General features: G+C 70.3%; 13 protein-coding genes, 1 tRNA gene and 1 other RNA gene. 11 read left to right on the top strand and 4 right to left on the bottom strand.

Annotated features, from left to right (window positions below; translation table 11 throughout):
- Positions 1 to 510: 510 nt before the first annotated feature.
- Together ACN28C_RS04070 and ACN28C_RS04065 are read right to left on the bottom strand one after the other, a co-directional pair.
- Positions 511 to 807 carry a hypothetical protein gene (locus tag ACN28C_RS04070; RefSeq protein WP_422772249.1) on the bottom strand — a complete coding sequence of 99 codons (297 nt, stop codon included), beginning with the start codon at positions 805 to 807 and terminating at the stop codon, positions 511 to 513.
- 556 nt (positions 808 to 1,363) lie between these two features.
- Positions 1,364 to 1,448: transfer RNA gene (locus tag ACN28C_RS04065), tRNA-Ser, on the bottom strand.
- 85 nt (positions 1,449 to 1,533) lie between these two features.
- On the opposite strand from ACN28C_RS04065, the gene ffs reads away from it, so the two are divergent.
- The 11 genes from ffs to ACN28C_RS04010 all read left to right on the top strand — a co-directional run bounded on the left by ffs (position 1,534) and on the right by ACN28C_RS04010 (position 13,032).
- Positions 1,534 to 1,623, top strand: an RNA gene (ffs, locus tag ACN28C_RS04060) — signal recognition particle sRNA small type.
- A 223-nt stretch (positions 1,624 to 1,846) separates the two neighbouring features.
- Entirely contained in the window at positions 1,847 to 4,531 is a 2,685-nt protein-coding gene (locus tag ACN28C_RS04055; protein WP_422772248.1) for a DNA polymerase III subunit gamma and tau, read from the top strand.
- Between the two features lie 150 nt (positions 4,532 to 4,681).
- Positions 4,682 to 5,080, top strand: a complete 399-nt coding sequence (locus ACN28C_RS04050; RefSeq protein WP_422772247.1) for a DUF2752 domain-containing protein — start codon at positions 4,682 to 4,684, stop codon at positions 5,078 to 5,080.
- Between the two features lie 47 nt (positions 5,081 to 5,127).
- On the top strand, positions 5,128 to 5,547 hold the full coding sequence (locus ACN28C_RS04045) for an RDD family protein (protein WP_422772246.1): 420 nt from the start codon (positions 5,128 to 5,130) through the stop codon (positions 5,545 to 5,547).
- A gap of 145 nt (positions 5,548 to 5,692) precedes the next feature.
- Positions 5,693 to 6,001: a YbaB/EbfC family nucleoid-associated protein gene (locus tag ACN28C_RS04040; RefSeq protein ID WP_422774516.1), complete on the top strand. Its 309-nt coding sequence runs from the start codon at positions 5,693 to 5,695 to the stop codon at positions 5,999 to 6,001.
- Between the two features lie 11 nt (positions 6,002 to 6,012).
- A complete protein-coding gene (recR, locus tag ACN28C_RS04035) occupies positions 6,013 to 6,606 on the top strand; it encodes a recombination mediator RecR (protein ID WP_422772245.1) in 594 nt (197 codons plus the stop codon).
- 320 nt (positions 6,607 to 6,926) lie between these two features.
- On the top strand, positions 6,927 to 8,591 hold the full coding sequence (locus tag ACN28C_RS04030; RefSeq protein ID WP_422772244.1) for an ABC transporter substrate-binding protein: 1,665 nt from the start codon (positions 6,927 to 6,929) through the stop codon (positions 8,589 to 8,591).
- A gap of 112 nt (positions 8,592 to 8,703) precedes the next feature.
- Entirely contained in the window at positions 8,704 to 9,708 is a 1,005-nt protein-coding gene (locus tag ACN28C_RS04025) for an ABC transporter permease (RefSeq protein WP_422772243.1), read from the top strand.
- 31 nt (positions 9,709 to 9,739) lie between these two features.
- A complete protein-coding gene (locus ACN28C_RS04020; RefSeq protein WP_422772242.1) occupies positions 9,740 to 10,717 on the top strand; it encodes an ABC transporter permease in 978 nt (325 codons plus the stop codon).
- 6 nt (positions 10,718 to 10,723) lie between these two features.
- Entirely contained in the window at positions 10,724 to 11,905 is a 1,182-nt protein-coding gene (locus tag ACN28C_RS04015; protein ID WP_422772241.1) for an oligopeptide/dipeptide ABC transporter ATP-binding protein, read from the top strand.
- Positions 11,902 to 13,032 (top strand): ABC transporter ATP-binding protein, encoded by a 1,131-nt coding sequence (locus tag ACN28C_RS04010; protein WP_422772240.1) that lies wholly within the window; start codon positions 11,902 to 11,904, stop codon positions 13,030 to 13,032. The genes ACN28C_RS04015 and ACN28C_RS04010 overlap by 4 nt, the downstream gene beginning before the upstream one ends.
- Before the next feature lie 53 nt (positions 13,033 to 13,085).
- Here ACN28C_RS04010 and ACN28C_RS04005 read toward each other — a convergent pair whose 3' ends face one another.
- Positions 13,086 to 13,919 (bottom strand): SRPBCC domain-containing protein, encoded by an 834-nt coding sequence (locus ACN28C_RS04005; RefSeq protein ID WP_422772239.1) that lies wholly within the window; start codon positions 13,917 to 13,919, stop codon positions 13,086 to 13,088.
- On the bottom strand, positions 13,916 to 14,470 hold the full coding sequence (locus ACN28C_RS04000) for a helix-turn-helix domain-containing protein (RefSeq protein ID WP_422772238.1): 555 nt from the start codon (positions 14,468 to 14,470) through the stop codon (positions 13,916 to 13,918). Before ACN28C_RS04000 ends, ACN28C_RS04005 begins: the two co-directional genes overlap by 4 nt.
- Positions 14,471 to 14,529 lie beyond the last annotated feature (59 nt).

Genomic DNA, 14,529 nt, shown 5'->3' with positions numbered 1-14,529 from the left:
CCGCGCCCAGCCCAGGCGTGCGGCCGGCGGCGGGCGATCCAACGGTGTACCGTCCCTCCCTTTCCTCTGACTTCCTCTGCCTTACTCCGTGCTGTCCGCCGGTGTCGGAGCCCCACGCGACTTCATGGCCCCACACACGTGCGACGGACGTCTCTTGCCTCGGGTGGAGCCCTGAACCCAACATTGGCCCACCCGCTGTCGCGCCCGGTCGTGCATCACGCCCGGGCAACACCTAACCAACTACTCGTGCATCCTGCTCAACTGCGGTGGATCTCTACAGCCAAGCGAGCGGAGCCGGAACGATTCTCGGCCCTGCCCCTTCGCCCTCGGGTGGGGCGGTCACGTCAGCGTCTTTTCTTCACCCTTGACCTGAAGAAGGTTAGCCGACGCAGTCGAGGATGTCTAGTACGCCGCGCATAGATTTCCTCGCAGCAGCTGGACAGCTACCAGCCACTTGGCGAGCAACAGGATGCTCGGCCTGCCACCTCTGCGTCACTGCCCAGCGCGAGGTCACAGGTCGGCGGCCATCCGTCTGCCGCCCACAGGAGGTGCGTCGACCCGCGCCATGACCTGTAGGCGCGGTGGGTGCGGATCGATGTGGTCCCACTGGCAGGCCGGATGCTCGTGTCCGACCTGCCAGACCCAGAGGCCCGTCTCGTCCTCGTGGACGGCGTTACGGTGGATCCCGGCCAAGGTCATCTCCAGGTACGTCCCGAGCGTCGCACAGTGCGACCACTCGCCGGAGCCCAGCCGGAGCAGGGTGCCGACCGGCAGGTGGGGTGGTTTAAGGTCTATGGTGCGACACACCTCTATGGTGCGACACACGTCTATGGGCGTCTTTTGGGTATACCCGGGGATTTCTCTCCGGCTTTATGTGCCGTTGTCGGCGGAGGATTTTATTAACGTCGATCAGGATGGGGTGCTGGCGCTATTGATCAGATCGTTTCGATCACCACGTCCGCGTTACGTAACGATTGGATGGTGCATCGTCACCGCCCCGGCTTCGAACGCACATGGATCTTCCCTCCAGGACTTGAGCAGGATCGAGTCCTGGAGTCCGTCGCGAGCTTTGCGGCGGAGCCTGACGATCGCTGCCAAGCAGTCTGCTCGCGTCCCGTCGGGAACGCGTGCCACGAGCTAAAGAGGCCCGTCAATGAATCAGTCTCCTGCCGAATCACCGTGTAGATGAGCCTTCCAACTCCGCTTCGGACCCGGCGGAGCGCAAGGTCGGACGCGGTGCGTGGGCGGCGCACGGTTCAGGTTCGAAGAATTTGGTCGAGGCATTGGGGCGAGGCGCCCAGATACGGCGAGGCCGGTCCCATCCGGATGGGACCGGCCTCGCCGCACGTGCTGCTCGGGTGAGCGGAGGATACGAGATTCGAACTCGTGAGGGTGTGAACCCAACACGCTTTCCAAGCGTGCGCCCTAGGCCTCTAGGCGAATCCTCCGTCCGACAGGATACAGGCTCCTGGCCGTACGCCCACCCCGCCGGTCCCCCCGAAGATCCCGCAAGCGTCCGGGTACACTTGGCGGCACCCCCCGTGTGGCGTTACCTCGTGAACCTCCCCAGGGCCGGAAGGCAGCAAGGATAAGCGAGCTCTGGCGGGTGCACGGGGGGCCTTGTCGTTCCTGACCAGGGCAGGGGCCGCCGGGTCGGTCCGGCGTGCCGGTCGACGGGCCGGCACTCTCCCACGATCACCCCGGCCTCGCCACCCGGCACACCGCCCCGCATGATTCGGTGTGGGATGCATGATCGGCGTGGAAATCGTCGGGCGCGCGTGACAGCCTGGCACCCGGCAGCGTGGCGGCGGGTGGAGAATGGCCCGGTCGAGAGGAGGCGGGACGGGTGGCACTGGCGCTCTACCGCAAGTACCGGCCCCGCACGTTCGCCGAGGTGATCGGCCAGGAACACGTCACCGAGCCGCTCTCTCAGGCGCTGCGGACCGGCCGGCTGCACCACGCCTACCTCTTCTCCGGCCCGCGTGGCTGCGGCAAGACCTCCAGCGCCCGGATCCTGGCCCGCTCGCTCAACTGCGCGCAGGGGCCGACCCCGGAGCCGTGCGGGGTCTGCGACTCCTGCACGAGCCTGGCGACCGACGGGGCTGGCTCGATCGACGTGATCGAGATCGACGCGGCCAGCCACGGTGGCGTGGACGACGCCCGCGAGCTGCGCGAACGCGCCTTCTTCGCGCCGGCCAGCAGCCGGTTCAAGATCTATGTGATCGACGAGGCGCACATGGTCTCGACCCAGGGCTTCAACGCCCTGCTCAAGCTGGTCGAGGAGCCGCCGGAGTACGTCAAGTTCATCTTCGCCACCACCGAGCCGGAGAAGGTCCTCGGCACGATCAGGTCGCGGACCCACCACTACCCGTTCCGGCTGATCCCACCGGGGGTGCTCCGCCCCTACCTGGAGCAGCTCGCCTCGGCCGAGGGCGTCAAGATCGAGCCGGCGGTCTTCCCGCTCGTCGTCCGGGCCGGCGGCGGCAGCGCCCGGGACTCGCTCTCGGTGCTCGACCAACTCATCGCCGGTGCCGGTCCGGAGGGGGTCAGCTACGCCCGAGCGGTCGCCCTGCTCGGGGTGACCGACGTCGCCCTGATCGACGAGATGTGCGACGCGCTCGCCGCCGGTGACGGCGCCGCCGCGTACGCCACGATCGACCGGGTCGCCGAGGCCGGGCACGATCCGCGCCGGTTCGCCGCCGACCTGCTCGAACGCCTCCGTGACCTGATCGTGCTGCGCCAGGTGCCGGATGCGGTCGCCAAGGGTCTGATCGACGGCCCGGCCGACCAGATCGAGCGGATGGCCGCCCAGGCCGAACGGCTCGGCCCGGCCACCCTCTCCCGCTGCGCCGACATCGTGCACAACGGCCTGGTCGAGATGCGCGGGACCACCGCTCCCCGGTTGCTGCTCGAACTGATCTGTGCCCGGATGCTGCTGCCCGGCGCCGAGGACTCCACCGGCAGCCTCCTGCAGCGCCTCGAACGCATGGAGCGCCGGCTGACCCTCTCCGGCGGCGATCCGGCCCCACCGGTCGCCCCGGCCCGGCCACCGGCCGCCGCCGGCACCCCGGCCGCCGCCGTCGACCCGGGTTCGCCGCCCGCCGTGAGCGCACCGCCGGTCGCGCCACCTCGGGGCGTACGCGAAACTGCCGCACCCGGGGCCGGCCAGACGTCGGGCGGACCGGTCGGGGAGGTGCCGGCCGACCCGGAGCCACCGGCCCGGCGTCCGATGCCCCCGGAGGCGGTGATGCCCGACCCGGCCACCCCGGATCCGGTGCCGGGCGGTGCCGCGCCAACCGGCGAGCTGGATGCCGCCGCCATCCGCCGGGTCTGGGGCGATGTCGTCGGCATGGTCAATCGCAGCAACAAGCGGATCGCCGCTCTGATGCGCGACGCCGTCGTCCGCGACCTCGACGGCGACACCCTGGTGCTGACCGTCAAGTCACCGGTCCTGGCCCAGATGCTCGCCAATGCGGCCGAGGTGCTCACCGACGCCCTCTACGAGGAGTTGGGCGGTCGCTGGCAGATCCGCTGCGAGGTCGCCGGAGAGCAGCGCGGGCCGGCTCCGGCCGTTCCGCCGCGCCACGGGAGCGGCGGCGGGCCGGCGGCGAACGGTGCTCCGCCGCGCGGCAACGGCGCGGTCCCGGCCGGCGGTGGCCGGCGGGCGACCGCCGATCGGGAGCACTCGGCCGGTGGGTCGGGCTCGGCCGGTGGGTCGGGCTCGGCCGGTGGGTCGGGCTCGGCCGGTGGGGAGGGCTCAGCGGCCGGTGCGGGCGGATCGCGAGCCAGCACCGATGACGACGACTGGCCGGAACCGGCCCGACCCGGTGGCACCGCACCGAGTGACGCATCCGCCGACGACGACTGGCCGGAGCCGACTCCGCCCGGCGGCGCCGGTCCGGGTTCCGCCCCGGGTGCCGGAGGTTCCGCCGGCAGTGCCGGTGTGCCGGCCGGCGGGTCCGGCCCGGCGTCCGGCGTCACGGGCGGCGGGCGCGCCGCACCGGCGTCCGGCGGCACCCGTTGGTCGACCGCCAGCGGTGAGGGTCCCGCAGGCGGCACCGGTTCCCGGGGCAGCACCGGTTCGGGGAGCAGTGCCGGGCTCGCGGCGGCCCGCGCGGCGGCGGCCGGCGTCCGGCCCCGACCCGTCCCCGCCCCGGAGCGGACGGCGGACCGGGACTGGGCCGGCGAGCCGCCCTACGACCCCGACTACGACGGCCCGCGCCCGTCCGCCGTCGGCCACGACGGCCCGCGCCCGTCCGCCGTCGGCCACGACGGCCCGCGCCCGTCCGCCGTCGGCCACGACGGCCCGCGCCCGTCCGTCGTCGGCCACGACGGCCCGCGCCCGTCCGCTGTCGGATACGACGGCTCGCGCCCGTCCGCCGTCGGATACGAGGGCTTCGATCCGGGTGACGAACCTCTCGACGAGGTGATCGACGAGCGGACCGCCCGGCAGACCAGCGAGCAACAGGCGGTGCAACTGCTGCAGCAGACCCTCGGCGCGGAGCGGATCGGCGAGATCGACCTCAAGTAGTCGGGACCTAGCCACGCGTTGGTCGAACGGCTATCGGAGATCAACTGTCGGCTTTCGACGTACGCCGGAAAACGGGACGTCGCGGCGCGCGGTGATCTTCTACCATCAGTCGCCCAACCTCGTTTCCTGTGACTTCCCTGTGAGTGTGGTGTGCGCGAGCTTTCCGTGCCCGAGCGCCTCGGCCTGTTCGGTCTTGGTGTCGCCGTCGCGGCGGTGGCCTGGCCGTACCTGACCGAGACGACCGGCCTGGGACTGCCGTGCCCACTGCGCTCGCTGACCGGGGTGCCGTGTCCGGGCTGTGGCCTGACCACGGCAGCGGTCGCCCTGGTCCGGGGCGACCTGGCCGGCGCGGTGGCGGCCAGCCCGGTGATCGTCGGTCTGGCGGTGCTCTCGCTCGCCGTGCTTCCGCTGCTCGTGCTGCGGATGTCCGGCGTGCTGCCACCGCCGGTCCGTTGGTCGGACCGGGCACGGCGGCGCACGGGGTGGGGCGCGGGTCTGCTCGCCTGCGCGAGTTGGTTGTTCCAGCTACACCGGCTCGGCGTGAGCTGAACCGAGCCGCTTTCCGACACCCCTTTGTTCTGTGAGGAGTACACCCCTTGAGTTACGCCAGTTGGGCCCCCCGGGTGGGCGCCTACCTCATCGACGCCGTGGTCGTGCTGCCGCTGGTCATCCTCGCCTACGTCACCGGCGGCGCGAGTATGGACGCGGAAAGTGGCCAGGTCAGCGGCCCCGGTCCGCTCTACTACGTCTTCCTGGTCCTCGCGATCGCGCTCAGCGGCTACAACCGGTGGTTCCTCGCCGGGCGTACCGGCCAGAGCTGGGGCAAGAAGGCGCTGGGCATCCGGCTGGTCAACGAGGCCGGCGGCGAGCCGATCGGCGCCGGCAAGGCGTTCGTCCGGGACATCGCGCACTTCGTCGACCAGATCATCTGCTACATCGGCTACCTCTTCCCGCTCTGGGACGCCAAGCGGCAGACCATCGCCGACAAGATCATGAAGACCGTGGTGGTGGACTGAGCGACCCGCCGGCCGGTCGCGGGTGGTCGAGCCGCCCACGACCGGCCGGACTAGGCTGGACGCGACCAGTTTCCGCGACCGAGGACTGGACGCGACCAGTTTCCGCAACCGAGGAGTCGCCGTGCGCCCGGGTGGACAGCCCAACCTGCAGCAGATGATGAAGCAGGCGCAGAAGATGCAGCAGCAGCTCGCCGCCGCGCAGGCGGAGCTGGCCGAGGCGGAGCTGACCGGTACCGCCGGGGGCGGCCTGGTGACCGTGACCATTTCCGGCGCCGGCGAGGTCAGGGCCATCAAGATCGACCCGAAGGCGGTCGACCCGGAGGACGTGGAGACCCTCGAGGATCTCGTGCTGGCGGCCGTGCACAACGCCCACGACGAGGTGCGCAAGCTGACCGAGGAGAAGATGGGTCCGGTCACCGGCGGCATGGGCGGCCTCGGCCTGCCCGGTTTCTGAGCCACCCCGCGATGTACGAGGGTGCCATCCAGGATCTGATCGACGAGCTGGGGCGCCTGCCGGGAGTCGGTCCGAAGAGTGCCCAGCGGATCGCCTTCCACGTGCTCTCGGCCGATCCGGCCGACGTGACCCGGTTGGCCACCGCGCTGCGCCGGGTCAAGGAGTTGGTGCGGTTCTGCACCGTCTGCTACAACGTCGCCGAGTCCGAGCAGTGCCGGGTCTGCCGTGACCCGCGCCGGACCGAAGAGGTGCTCTGCGTCGTCGAGGAGCCCAAGGACGTGGTGGCGATCGAGCGGACCGGGGAGTTCCGGGGCCGCTACCACGTGCTCGGTGGCGCGATCAACCCGCTGGAGGGCGTCGGCCCGGACAACCTGCGGATCCGGGAGTTGCTGGCCCGGCTCGGCACCGGCACGGTCCGCGAGCTGATCCTGGCCACCGATCCGAACACCGAGGGTGAGGCCACCGCCACCTACCTGGCCCTGATGGTCAAGCCGATGGGCATCTCGGTGACCCGGCTCGCCAGCGGCCTGCCGGTCGGCGGCGACCTGGAGTACGCCGACGAGATCACGCTCGGTCGCGCCTTCGAGGGTCGCCGGGCGGTCTGACCGCGCCCCTTCCGAGAGGGTCGTTCCCGGCCCACCCGGGGTCCGTTCCGGAGCGCTGCCGCCGCCGCCCGGGTCTGACATCGGCGGTGATCGAGTCGGCGGGCGATGTAACAAATTCGCATAGTCAGACACGGACAAATGCCTTGATTGTCGACCATGCGCGACGCTCCGTCGCCAGTGCCATGACGGTAAAGACACGATCCGGTACCAACCCTTTCATGGGCCGTTTCCGCTCGGTCCGCGCGGCGGCTAGTGTCTCGCCATCGGTGGCCCCCCGTCACCGCGTTTGTCGTATCCCACAGGACGAGGTGAAGCACACCATGCGTGCACCAGGACCGAAGGTCGCCATCGCGGCCGTAGCGGTCGCGGCCCTCGCGGTAGCCGGCTGTGCCGAAAGCGACCGCGGTGATTCGGGCACGAGCCAGAAGGACACACTGGTCTTCGGCGTCGCCGGTGACCCGAAGGTGCTCGATCCGAGCCTCGCCAGCGACGGTGAGTCGCTGCGGGTCGCCCGGCAGGTCTTCGAGACCCTGGTCCGCCCCGAGGAGGGCGGCACCAAGATCACGCCGGGCCTCGCCGAGACCTGGACCCCGGACCCGACCGGCACCGTCTGGACCTTCAAGCTCCGTTCGGGCGTGAAGTTCCACGACGGTACGGACTTCAACGCCGAGGCGGTCTGCGTCAACTTCAACCGCTGGTACAACGCCAAGGGCCTCATGCAGAGCCCGGACGTCACGCCGTACTGGCAGGACGTGATGGGTGGCTTCGCCGCCAACGAGCGGGACGACCTGCCGCAGAGCCTCTTCAAGTCCTGCACGGCGAAGGACGCGACCACCGTCGACCTCGCCTTCACCCGGGTCTCCAGCAAGATCCCGGCCGCCCTGATGCTGCCGTCGTTCTCCATCCACAGCCCGAAGGCACTGGAGCAGTACCAGGCCAGCACCATCGGCGGTAGCGCGGACAACATCCAGTACCCGTCGTACGCGATGGAGCACCCGACCGGCACCGGACCGTTCAGGTTCAAGTCCTGGGACATCGCGAACAAGACGCTGACCCTGGAGCGCAACGAGGAGTACAGCGGCCCGCAGAAGGCCAAGCTGAAGACCCTCATCTTCAAGACGATCTCCGACGAGAACGCCCGGAAGCAGGCGCTGCGCTCCGGCGACATCCAGGGGTACGACCTGGTCGGCCCCGCCGACGTCGAGCCGTTGAAGAGTGAGGGCTTCAACATGCTCACCCGCCCGGCGTTCAATGTCCTCTACCTGGCGATCAACCAGAAGGGGAACCCGAAGCTGGCCGACCCGAAGGTCCGGCAGGCCATCGCGTACGCCCTGAACCGGCAGGCGCTGGTCGACTCGAAGCTCCCGCCGGGCGCCAAGGTGGCCACCCAGTTCATGCCGGACACCGTCGAGGGCTGGAACCCGTCGGTTCCCACCTACAACTACGACGTGAACAAGGCCAAGCAGCTCCTGGCCGAGGCCGGGGCGAGCGACCTGACCCTGCGGTTCCACTACCCGACCGAGGTCACCCGGCCATACATGCCGAACCCGAAGGACATCTTCGAGCTCCTCTCGGCCGACCTCCAGGCGGCGGGCATCAAGGTCCAGGGCATTCCGCTGAAGTGGACGCCGGACTACCTGAACGCCACCGGCTCCGGCACCGCGCACGACCTGCACCTGCTCGGCTGGACCGGTGACTACGGCGACGGCTACAACTTCATCGGCACCTTCTTCGACCGGCAGAAGGACGAGTGGGGATTCAACAACCCCGAGCTCTTCGCGCTCTTCGAGAAGGCCGACACCACCGCCGACGCCACCGCACGGTACGAGCTCTACAAGGAGCTCAACGCCAAGATCATGGAGTTCCTGCCGGGTGTGCCGGTGTCGCACTCGCCGCCGGGGATCGTGTTCGGCAAGGACGTGACCGGCGTCAAGCCGAGCCCGCTCACCGACGAGCGGTTCGCCACCGCCGAGTTCAAGTCCTGACATACAGAGAAGGGAACGCGGGCGGGCGCGCCCTGATCCCGGCCGGTGACCCCGGCCGGAGGTCAGTCCGGCGCCCGCCCGCGTCGCCCTCCGCATCCCGCCAGAGGCCGCCGTGTTCCGGTTCATCGTCAGACGCCTGTTGCAGTTGATACCCGCGCTCTTCGGGCTCTCCATCCTGTTGTTCATCTGGTTGCACCGGCTGCCCGGCGGTCCGGAGACCGCGATCCTGGGCGAGCGTGGCACCCCCGAGATGCGTGCCGCGATCCGCGACAACCTCGGCCTCGACGAGCCGGTCCTGGTGCAGTACGGGCGATTCATGTCCCGGATGTTCCGGCTCGACCTCGGCACCTCGATCTCCACCAAGCGCGAGGTCACCACCGAATTCCTGCAGCGCTTCCCGGGCACCGTCGAGCTGGCGACCACCGCGATGCTCCTCGCGATCGCGATCGGCATCCCGCTCGGCTACCTCGCCGCCCGCCGCCGCGGCCGGCTCCTCGACCACCTCTCGGTCACCGGATCGCTGATCGGGGTCTGCATCCCGGTCTTCTTCCTGGCGTACGTGCTCAAGGCGATCTTCGCGGAGAACCTGCACCTCTTCCCGGCCAGCGGCCGGCAGGACCCGACCATCGACGCCACCCGGGTCACCAACTTCTTCGTCCTCGACGGGCTGTTGACCCGCGAGTGGGACGCCGCCGCCGACGCCCTCTGGCACCTCGTGCTCCCCGGCCTGGCGCTCGCCAGCATCCCGCTGGCGATCATCGTCCGGATCACCCGGGCCAGCGTGCTCGAGGTGCTGGGCGAGGACTTCGTCCGTACCGCCGAGGCCAAGGGTCTCACCGAGCGGGTCGTACGCCAGCGGCACGTGCTGCGCAACGCGATGCTGCCGGTCGCCACCACGATCGGCCTGCTCACCGGTGGCCTGCTCTCCGGCGCGGTGCTGACCGAGACCGTCTTCGCGTTCAGCGGCATCGGGGCCTTCATCGCCGACTCGATCAGCCAGCGTGACTATCCGGTGCTGATGGGCTTCATCATGATCATCGCGGTCGTCTTCGTACTGGTGAACCTGCTGGTCGACCTCTCCTACAGCCTGATCGACCCGAGGGTGAGGGTCCGATGAGCCCCGCAGCCGCGACGGGATGGGAGCTCCGATGACTCTTACCGACCGGGCCCGCAAGAAGGCGGAGAAGCTCGACCGGCTCGGCGAGCTCTCCGCGGCCCGCGACGAGGAACGCGGGGTCAGTCTCTGGCAGGAGGCGTTCCGCCGGCTCCGCCGCAACCCGGCCGCCATCGCCGGCGCCGTCGTGCTCGGCATCTTCCTGCTGGTCGCGATCGTCGGGCCGTTCTTCGTGCCGTACGGCCCGACCGACACGATCGGGATCCGGGAGGGCCTGGTCAAGTCGGGCCAGGGCATCATCCCCGGCCCGTCCGGCGACCACTGGCTCGGCTTCGACCACCAGGGACGGGACGAGTTCAGCAGGCTCGTCGTCGGGGCCCGGCAGACTCTGCTGGTCGGCGTGGTGGCGACGCTGATCGGTCTGGCCGTCGGCGCCCTGATCGGCGGCATCGCCGGGGCCGCCGCCGGGCTCGGCGGGCGCTGGGGGCGCTGGGTCGACACCACGCTGATGCGGGTCGTCGACATGATGCTGGCGCTGCCCAGCCTGCTGCTCGCGGTCAGCATCGCCGCGCTGCTCGGGGCGAGCCTGATCACGGTGATGATCGCGGTCGGTGTGGTCTCGGTGCCGGTCTTCGCCCGGCTGCTGCGCGGTTCGATGATCGCCCAGGCGAACAGCGACTACGTACTCGCCGCCACCTCGCTCGGGGTACGCCGCTCGAAGATCGCCCTGAGCCACGTCCTGCCGAACTCGCTCGCCCCGGTCATCGTGCAGGCGACACTGACGCTGGCGACCGCGATCATCGAGGCGGCCGCGCTCTCCTTCCTCGGTCTGGGCAACCCGGACACGGCGGTGCCGGAGTGGGGCGTGATGCTCGCGGACGCGCAGCCGTACCTGGGCATCCGGCCGGCGCTGGCGATCTATCCGGCCGTGGCGATCATCATCACCGCGCTGGGCTTCACCCTGCTCGGTGAGGCGATGCGCGAGGCACTCGACCCGAAGCTGCGGAAGTGATCTGTCATGGCACTGCTTGATGTGGACGATCTCTCCGTCACCTTCCGTCAGCGCGGGAAGCGCACGGTGCGGGCGGTCGACGGGGTCTCGTTCTCGGTGGACGCGGGCGAGGTCGTCGGTCTGGTCGGCGAGTCCGGCTGCGGCAAGAGCGTGACCTCGCTGGCGCTGATGGGCCTGCTGCCCCGGCAGCCCGGCATCTCGGTCGAGGGGCGGGCGGACTTCGACGGCACCGACCTGCTCCGGGTCGACCGGCGCACGATGCGGGATATCCGGGGGCGGGACATCGCCATGATCTTCCAGGACCCGCTCTCCTCGCTGAACCCCGTCGTCCCGGTGGGCCGGCAGGTAACCGAGGTGCTGGCCCGGCACCGCGGGCTCGGCGGCGACGCGGCCCGCAAGGAGGCCGCCGAGCTGCTGGACCGGGTCGGCATCCCAGACCCGAATCGGCGGCTGAAGGAATATCCGCACCAGCTCTCCGGCGGGATGCGGCAGCGGGCGCTGATCGCGATCGCGGTGGCCTGCCGCCCCCGGCTGCTCATCGCCGACGAGCCCACCACGGCGCTGGACGTGACCATCCAGGCGCAGATCCTGGAGTTGCTCAAGGACCTGGTGCACGACTCCGGCACCGCCCTGGTGATGATCACGCACGACCTGGGCGTCGTCGCCGGGATGTGCGACACCGTCAACGTGCTGTACGCCGGACGGGTGGTGGAGACCGCCCGCCGCAAGCCGCTCTTCGCCGAGCCGAGGCACCCGTACACCGTCGGGCTGCTCGGCTCGATCCCCCGGCTGGATGCCGGTCGCGGTGAGCGGCTATCCCCGATCCCCGGTTCGGTCCGGGACGTGCTGCCCTGGGCGGACGGCTGCGCCTTCGCCCCCCGTTGCGAGCGGCAGATCGAGGCGTGTCTCGGTCAGCCGCCGCAGCTCGCGCTGACCCACACCGACCGGACGTACCGGTGCGTCAACCCGGTTCCGCCAGCCGGCGCGACCTCGGCGCCACCCGCTTCGCCGACCGCGCCGGAACCGGCGGCGGAGGGCGTCGTGCCGGCACAGGCCACGACGGAGGGAGGCCCGGCACAGGCACCGGCGGAGGGAATGCCGGCACAGGCGACGCCGCCCGGTGACGAGGCGGTGCCGGTGGAGGAGCGGGCGACGCCGCCCGTCCCGGGCAAGGAGGAGTCGGCATGACCGACGTCAACAGGTCCGGCACGACCGGGCAGTCCGCGAACCTGGTCGAGGTCCGGGACCTGAGGGTGCACTTCCCGATCACCAGGGGAGTGGTCTTCGACCGGGTGGTGGGGCACGTCAAGGCGGTGGACGGCGTCGATCTGACCATCCCGCGCGGCAAGACGTACGGCCTGGTCGGCGAGTCGGGCTGCGGCAAGTCGACGCTCGGCCGGGCGGTCCTCCAGTTGACCAGGCCGACCGGCGGGCAGGTGCGCTTCGACGGTGTGGAGCTGACCGGGCTGCCGCCGAATCGGCTCCGCGCGATGCGCCGCCGGATGCAGATGATCTTCCAGGACCCGATGTCCAGTTTGGACCCCCGGCAGAACGTCGAGTCGATCCTGGTCGAGGGCCTACAGGCGCACGGGATCGGTGCCGATCGCGCCGCCCGTCGTCAGATCATCACCAACACGCTGGACGCCGTCGGCCTGCCGAAGTGGGCGCTGTCCCGCTATCCGCACGAGTTCTCCGGCGGGCAGCGCCAGCGCATCGGCATCGCCCGGGCGCTGGTGCTGGGCCCGGAGCTGATCGTGGCCGACGAGCCCGTCTCCGCCCTGGACGTGTCAATCCAGGCCCAGGTGGTGAACCTGCTCGACGAGCTCCAGGACGAGCTGGGCCTGACCTACCTGGTGATCGCGCACGACCTGGCGGTGGTGCGGCACATCTCCGACCTGGTCGGCGTGATGTATCTCGGTGCGCTGGTCGAGGAGGCACCGAGCGACCGGCTCTACCGGGAGCCGCTGCACCCGTACACCCGGGCGCTGATGTCGGCGGTGCCGGTGCCGGACCCGGAGGTGGAGGACCGCCGGGAGCGGATCCTGCTCGCCGGTGACCTGCCCTCGCCTGCCAACCCGCCGGCCGGCTGCCGGTTCCACACCCGCTGCCCGTGGGCGCAGCCGACCCGCTGTGCGGACGAGCGGCCGGTGCTGCGCCCGATCGGCGACACCCACGTTGCCTGCCACTGGGCGGAGCCGATCGCCAGCGGCGAGCTCCGCCCGCACCGGGTGAGTGCCCACCTCACCCACCCGGACGACGAGGGCGAAGCTCCCACCGTCGTCTCCGCCCCCAGCGAACCCGGCTCCTTCGTGTAAGGAAGGGCCCCCGCTTATCGTCTTCTGTAGTAGCGGGGGCCCCTCCTAACCGCTCAGGCGGCCAGCCAGATCGGGCGCCAGTCGGCCAGCTCGTGATAGCGGCGCAGCTCGGCCAGGCCGCTGAGCCAGCCGGTCCAGCCCGCGTACGGCGGCTGGTCGAACCCGCTCTGCACGAAGGAGAGCTTGGTCTTTCCCTCGCTCCCCTCCAGCTCCCAGCTCACCACGCCGATCGGACCCCAGTCGACGGTCATCGCCCGGCCGGGAGTCAGGTCGAGCACCTTTGCCGGGTCGGGGTTGTTGTCGAAGCCGCCCATCGCCCAGCGGCCGCCGACGAAGGGCTCGATCTCGATCGGGTAGCCGAACCACTCGGAGGCCTTCGCCGAGTCGGTCAGCGACTCGTAGACAGCCTCGGGCGGAGCGTCGATGACGACCTCTTCGGCCATCTTGGTCGAGGTGAAGTCGGTCTTCGGGGTGAGCGGCCGCCCCTCGACGTGGTCGACCAGGTTGGCGATCGCCAGCGACCAGTACGTCTGGAGCACGCCCCGGATGCTGGCCCCGCTGGTCACGTCCTCGAAGCTCCAGTGCGTCTGGGAGAGCGCGATGACGGTCGACTCGGCACCCTCCTCGATGAGGGTGATCTCGGTGGTGGTCTCCTCGCCGTCGAGTAGCCAGGTGAACCGCAGGGTGTGGTCGTCGGCGTGCAGCAGCCGCTGGTGCGGCGCGTCCCCCTCCGGGGTGTACCGCCCCCAGAACTCGTACCGGTGCGGCAGCTCGACCTCGGCGTGCTCGGCGAGCCAGATGCGCAGCTCGGCGGCGTCGGTCAGGGCCTGCCAGACGGCCTTGACCGACGCGGCGGCCCGGGCGCGGAGGGTCAGTGGTGCGGTCATGTGGTGCCTCCATGCGGGTAGCAGGCCACGGCGAGCTTGAAGGCGTCGCCTTCGGCTCCGCCGTAGCGGGTGAAGAGGTCCTGCAGCGCGGTCTGCAGGTCGGTCAGGAACTGTTGGCGTTGCTCGGCCGGGACCCGGATCTCGCCGGAGACCCCGATCGAGGGCAGTTCGGGGGCGGTGCGGTCCAGGGCGGCGACGTCGGCCTGGACCTCCTCCATCAGGTTGAGCAGGTAGCCGAGGCTCATCTCGTCCTGCGCCCTGCGCAGTCCGATCCGGCCGACCAGCCGGGGGGAGAGCCAGTAGGACTGGGCACTCGCCTGGTAGATGCCCTCGGAGATGCCCCGGACCCTGCGTTCGGAGACCTGGTCGACGAGGCCGGCCTCGACCAGGCGCTTGACGTGGTAATAGACCCGCTGCGGGGTCTGGCCGAGTTGCGCGGCCACCTCGGTGCAGGTGTGCGGCTCGGCGAGTTGCCGCAGCACCTCGATGCGCTGCGGCTTGAGCAGGGTCTCGGCCTGCTCGATCTGCTCCAGGTACATGACATCTCTCATGGCAAAAACAATCCTGTACGTAAAACCAGATTTTGTCAATCGTCCACGGCAGAGCCGAC

This window comes from Plantactinospora sp. WMMC1484 (genome assembly GCF_049315195.1).
In the GTDB taxonomy this organism is placed as follows: domain Bacteria; phylum Actinomycetota; class Actinomycetes; order Mycobacteriales; family Micromonosporaceae; genus Plantactinospora.
The sequence above is the reverse complement of the archived record's forward strand: the minus strand, read 5'-3'. Positions and strand labels throughout refer to the sequence as shown.

What these genes read in the sequence shown, in the direction of transcription:
- recR (WP_422772245.1), top strand. Translation starts at nt 6,013, where the DNA reads ATGTACGAGGGTGCCATCCAGGATCTGATCGACGAGCTGGGGCGCCTG.
- ACN28C_RS04030 (WP_422772244.1), top strand. Translation starts at nt 6,927, where the DNA reads ATGCGTGCACCAGGACCGAAGGTCGCCATCGCGGCCGTAGCGGTCGCG.
- ACN28C_RS04020 (WP_422772242.1), top strand. Translation starts at nt 9,740, where the DNA reads ATGACTCTTACCGACCGGGCCCGCAAGAAGGCGGAGAAGCTCGACCGG.
- ACN28C_RS04015 (WP_422772241.1), top strand. Translation starts at nt 10,724, where the DNA reads ATGGCACTGCTTGATGTGGACGATCTCTCCGTCACCTTCCGTCAGCGC.
- ACN28C_RS04010 (WP_422772240.1), top strand. Translation starts at nt 11,902, where the DNA reads ATGACCGACGTCAACAGGTCCGGCACGACCGGGCAGTCCGCGAACCTG.
- ACN28C_RS04005 (WP_422772239.1), bottom strand. Translation starts at nt 13,919, where the DNA reads ATGACCGCACCACTGACCCTCCGCGCCCGGGCCGCCGCGTCGGTCAAG.
- ACN28C_RS04000 (WP_422772238.1), bottom strand. Translation starts at nt 14,470, where the DNA reads ATGAGAGATGTCATGTACCTGGAGCAGATCGAGCAGGCCGAGACCCTG.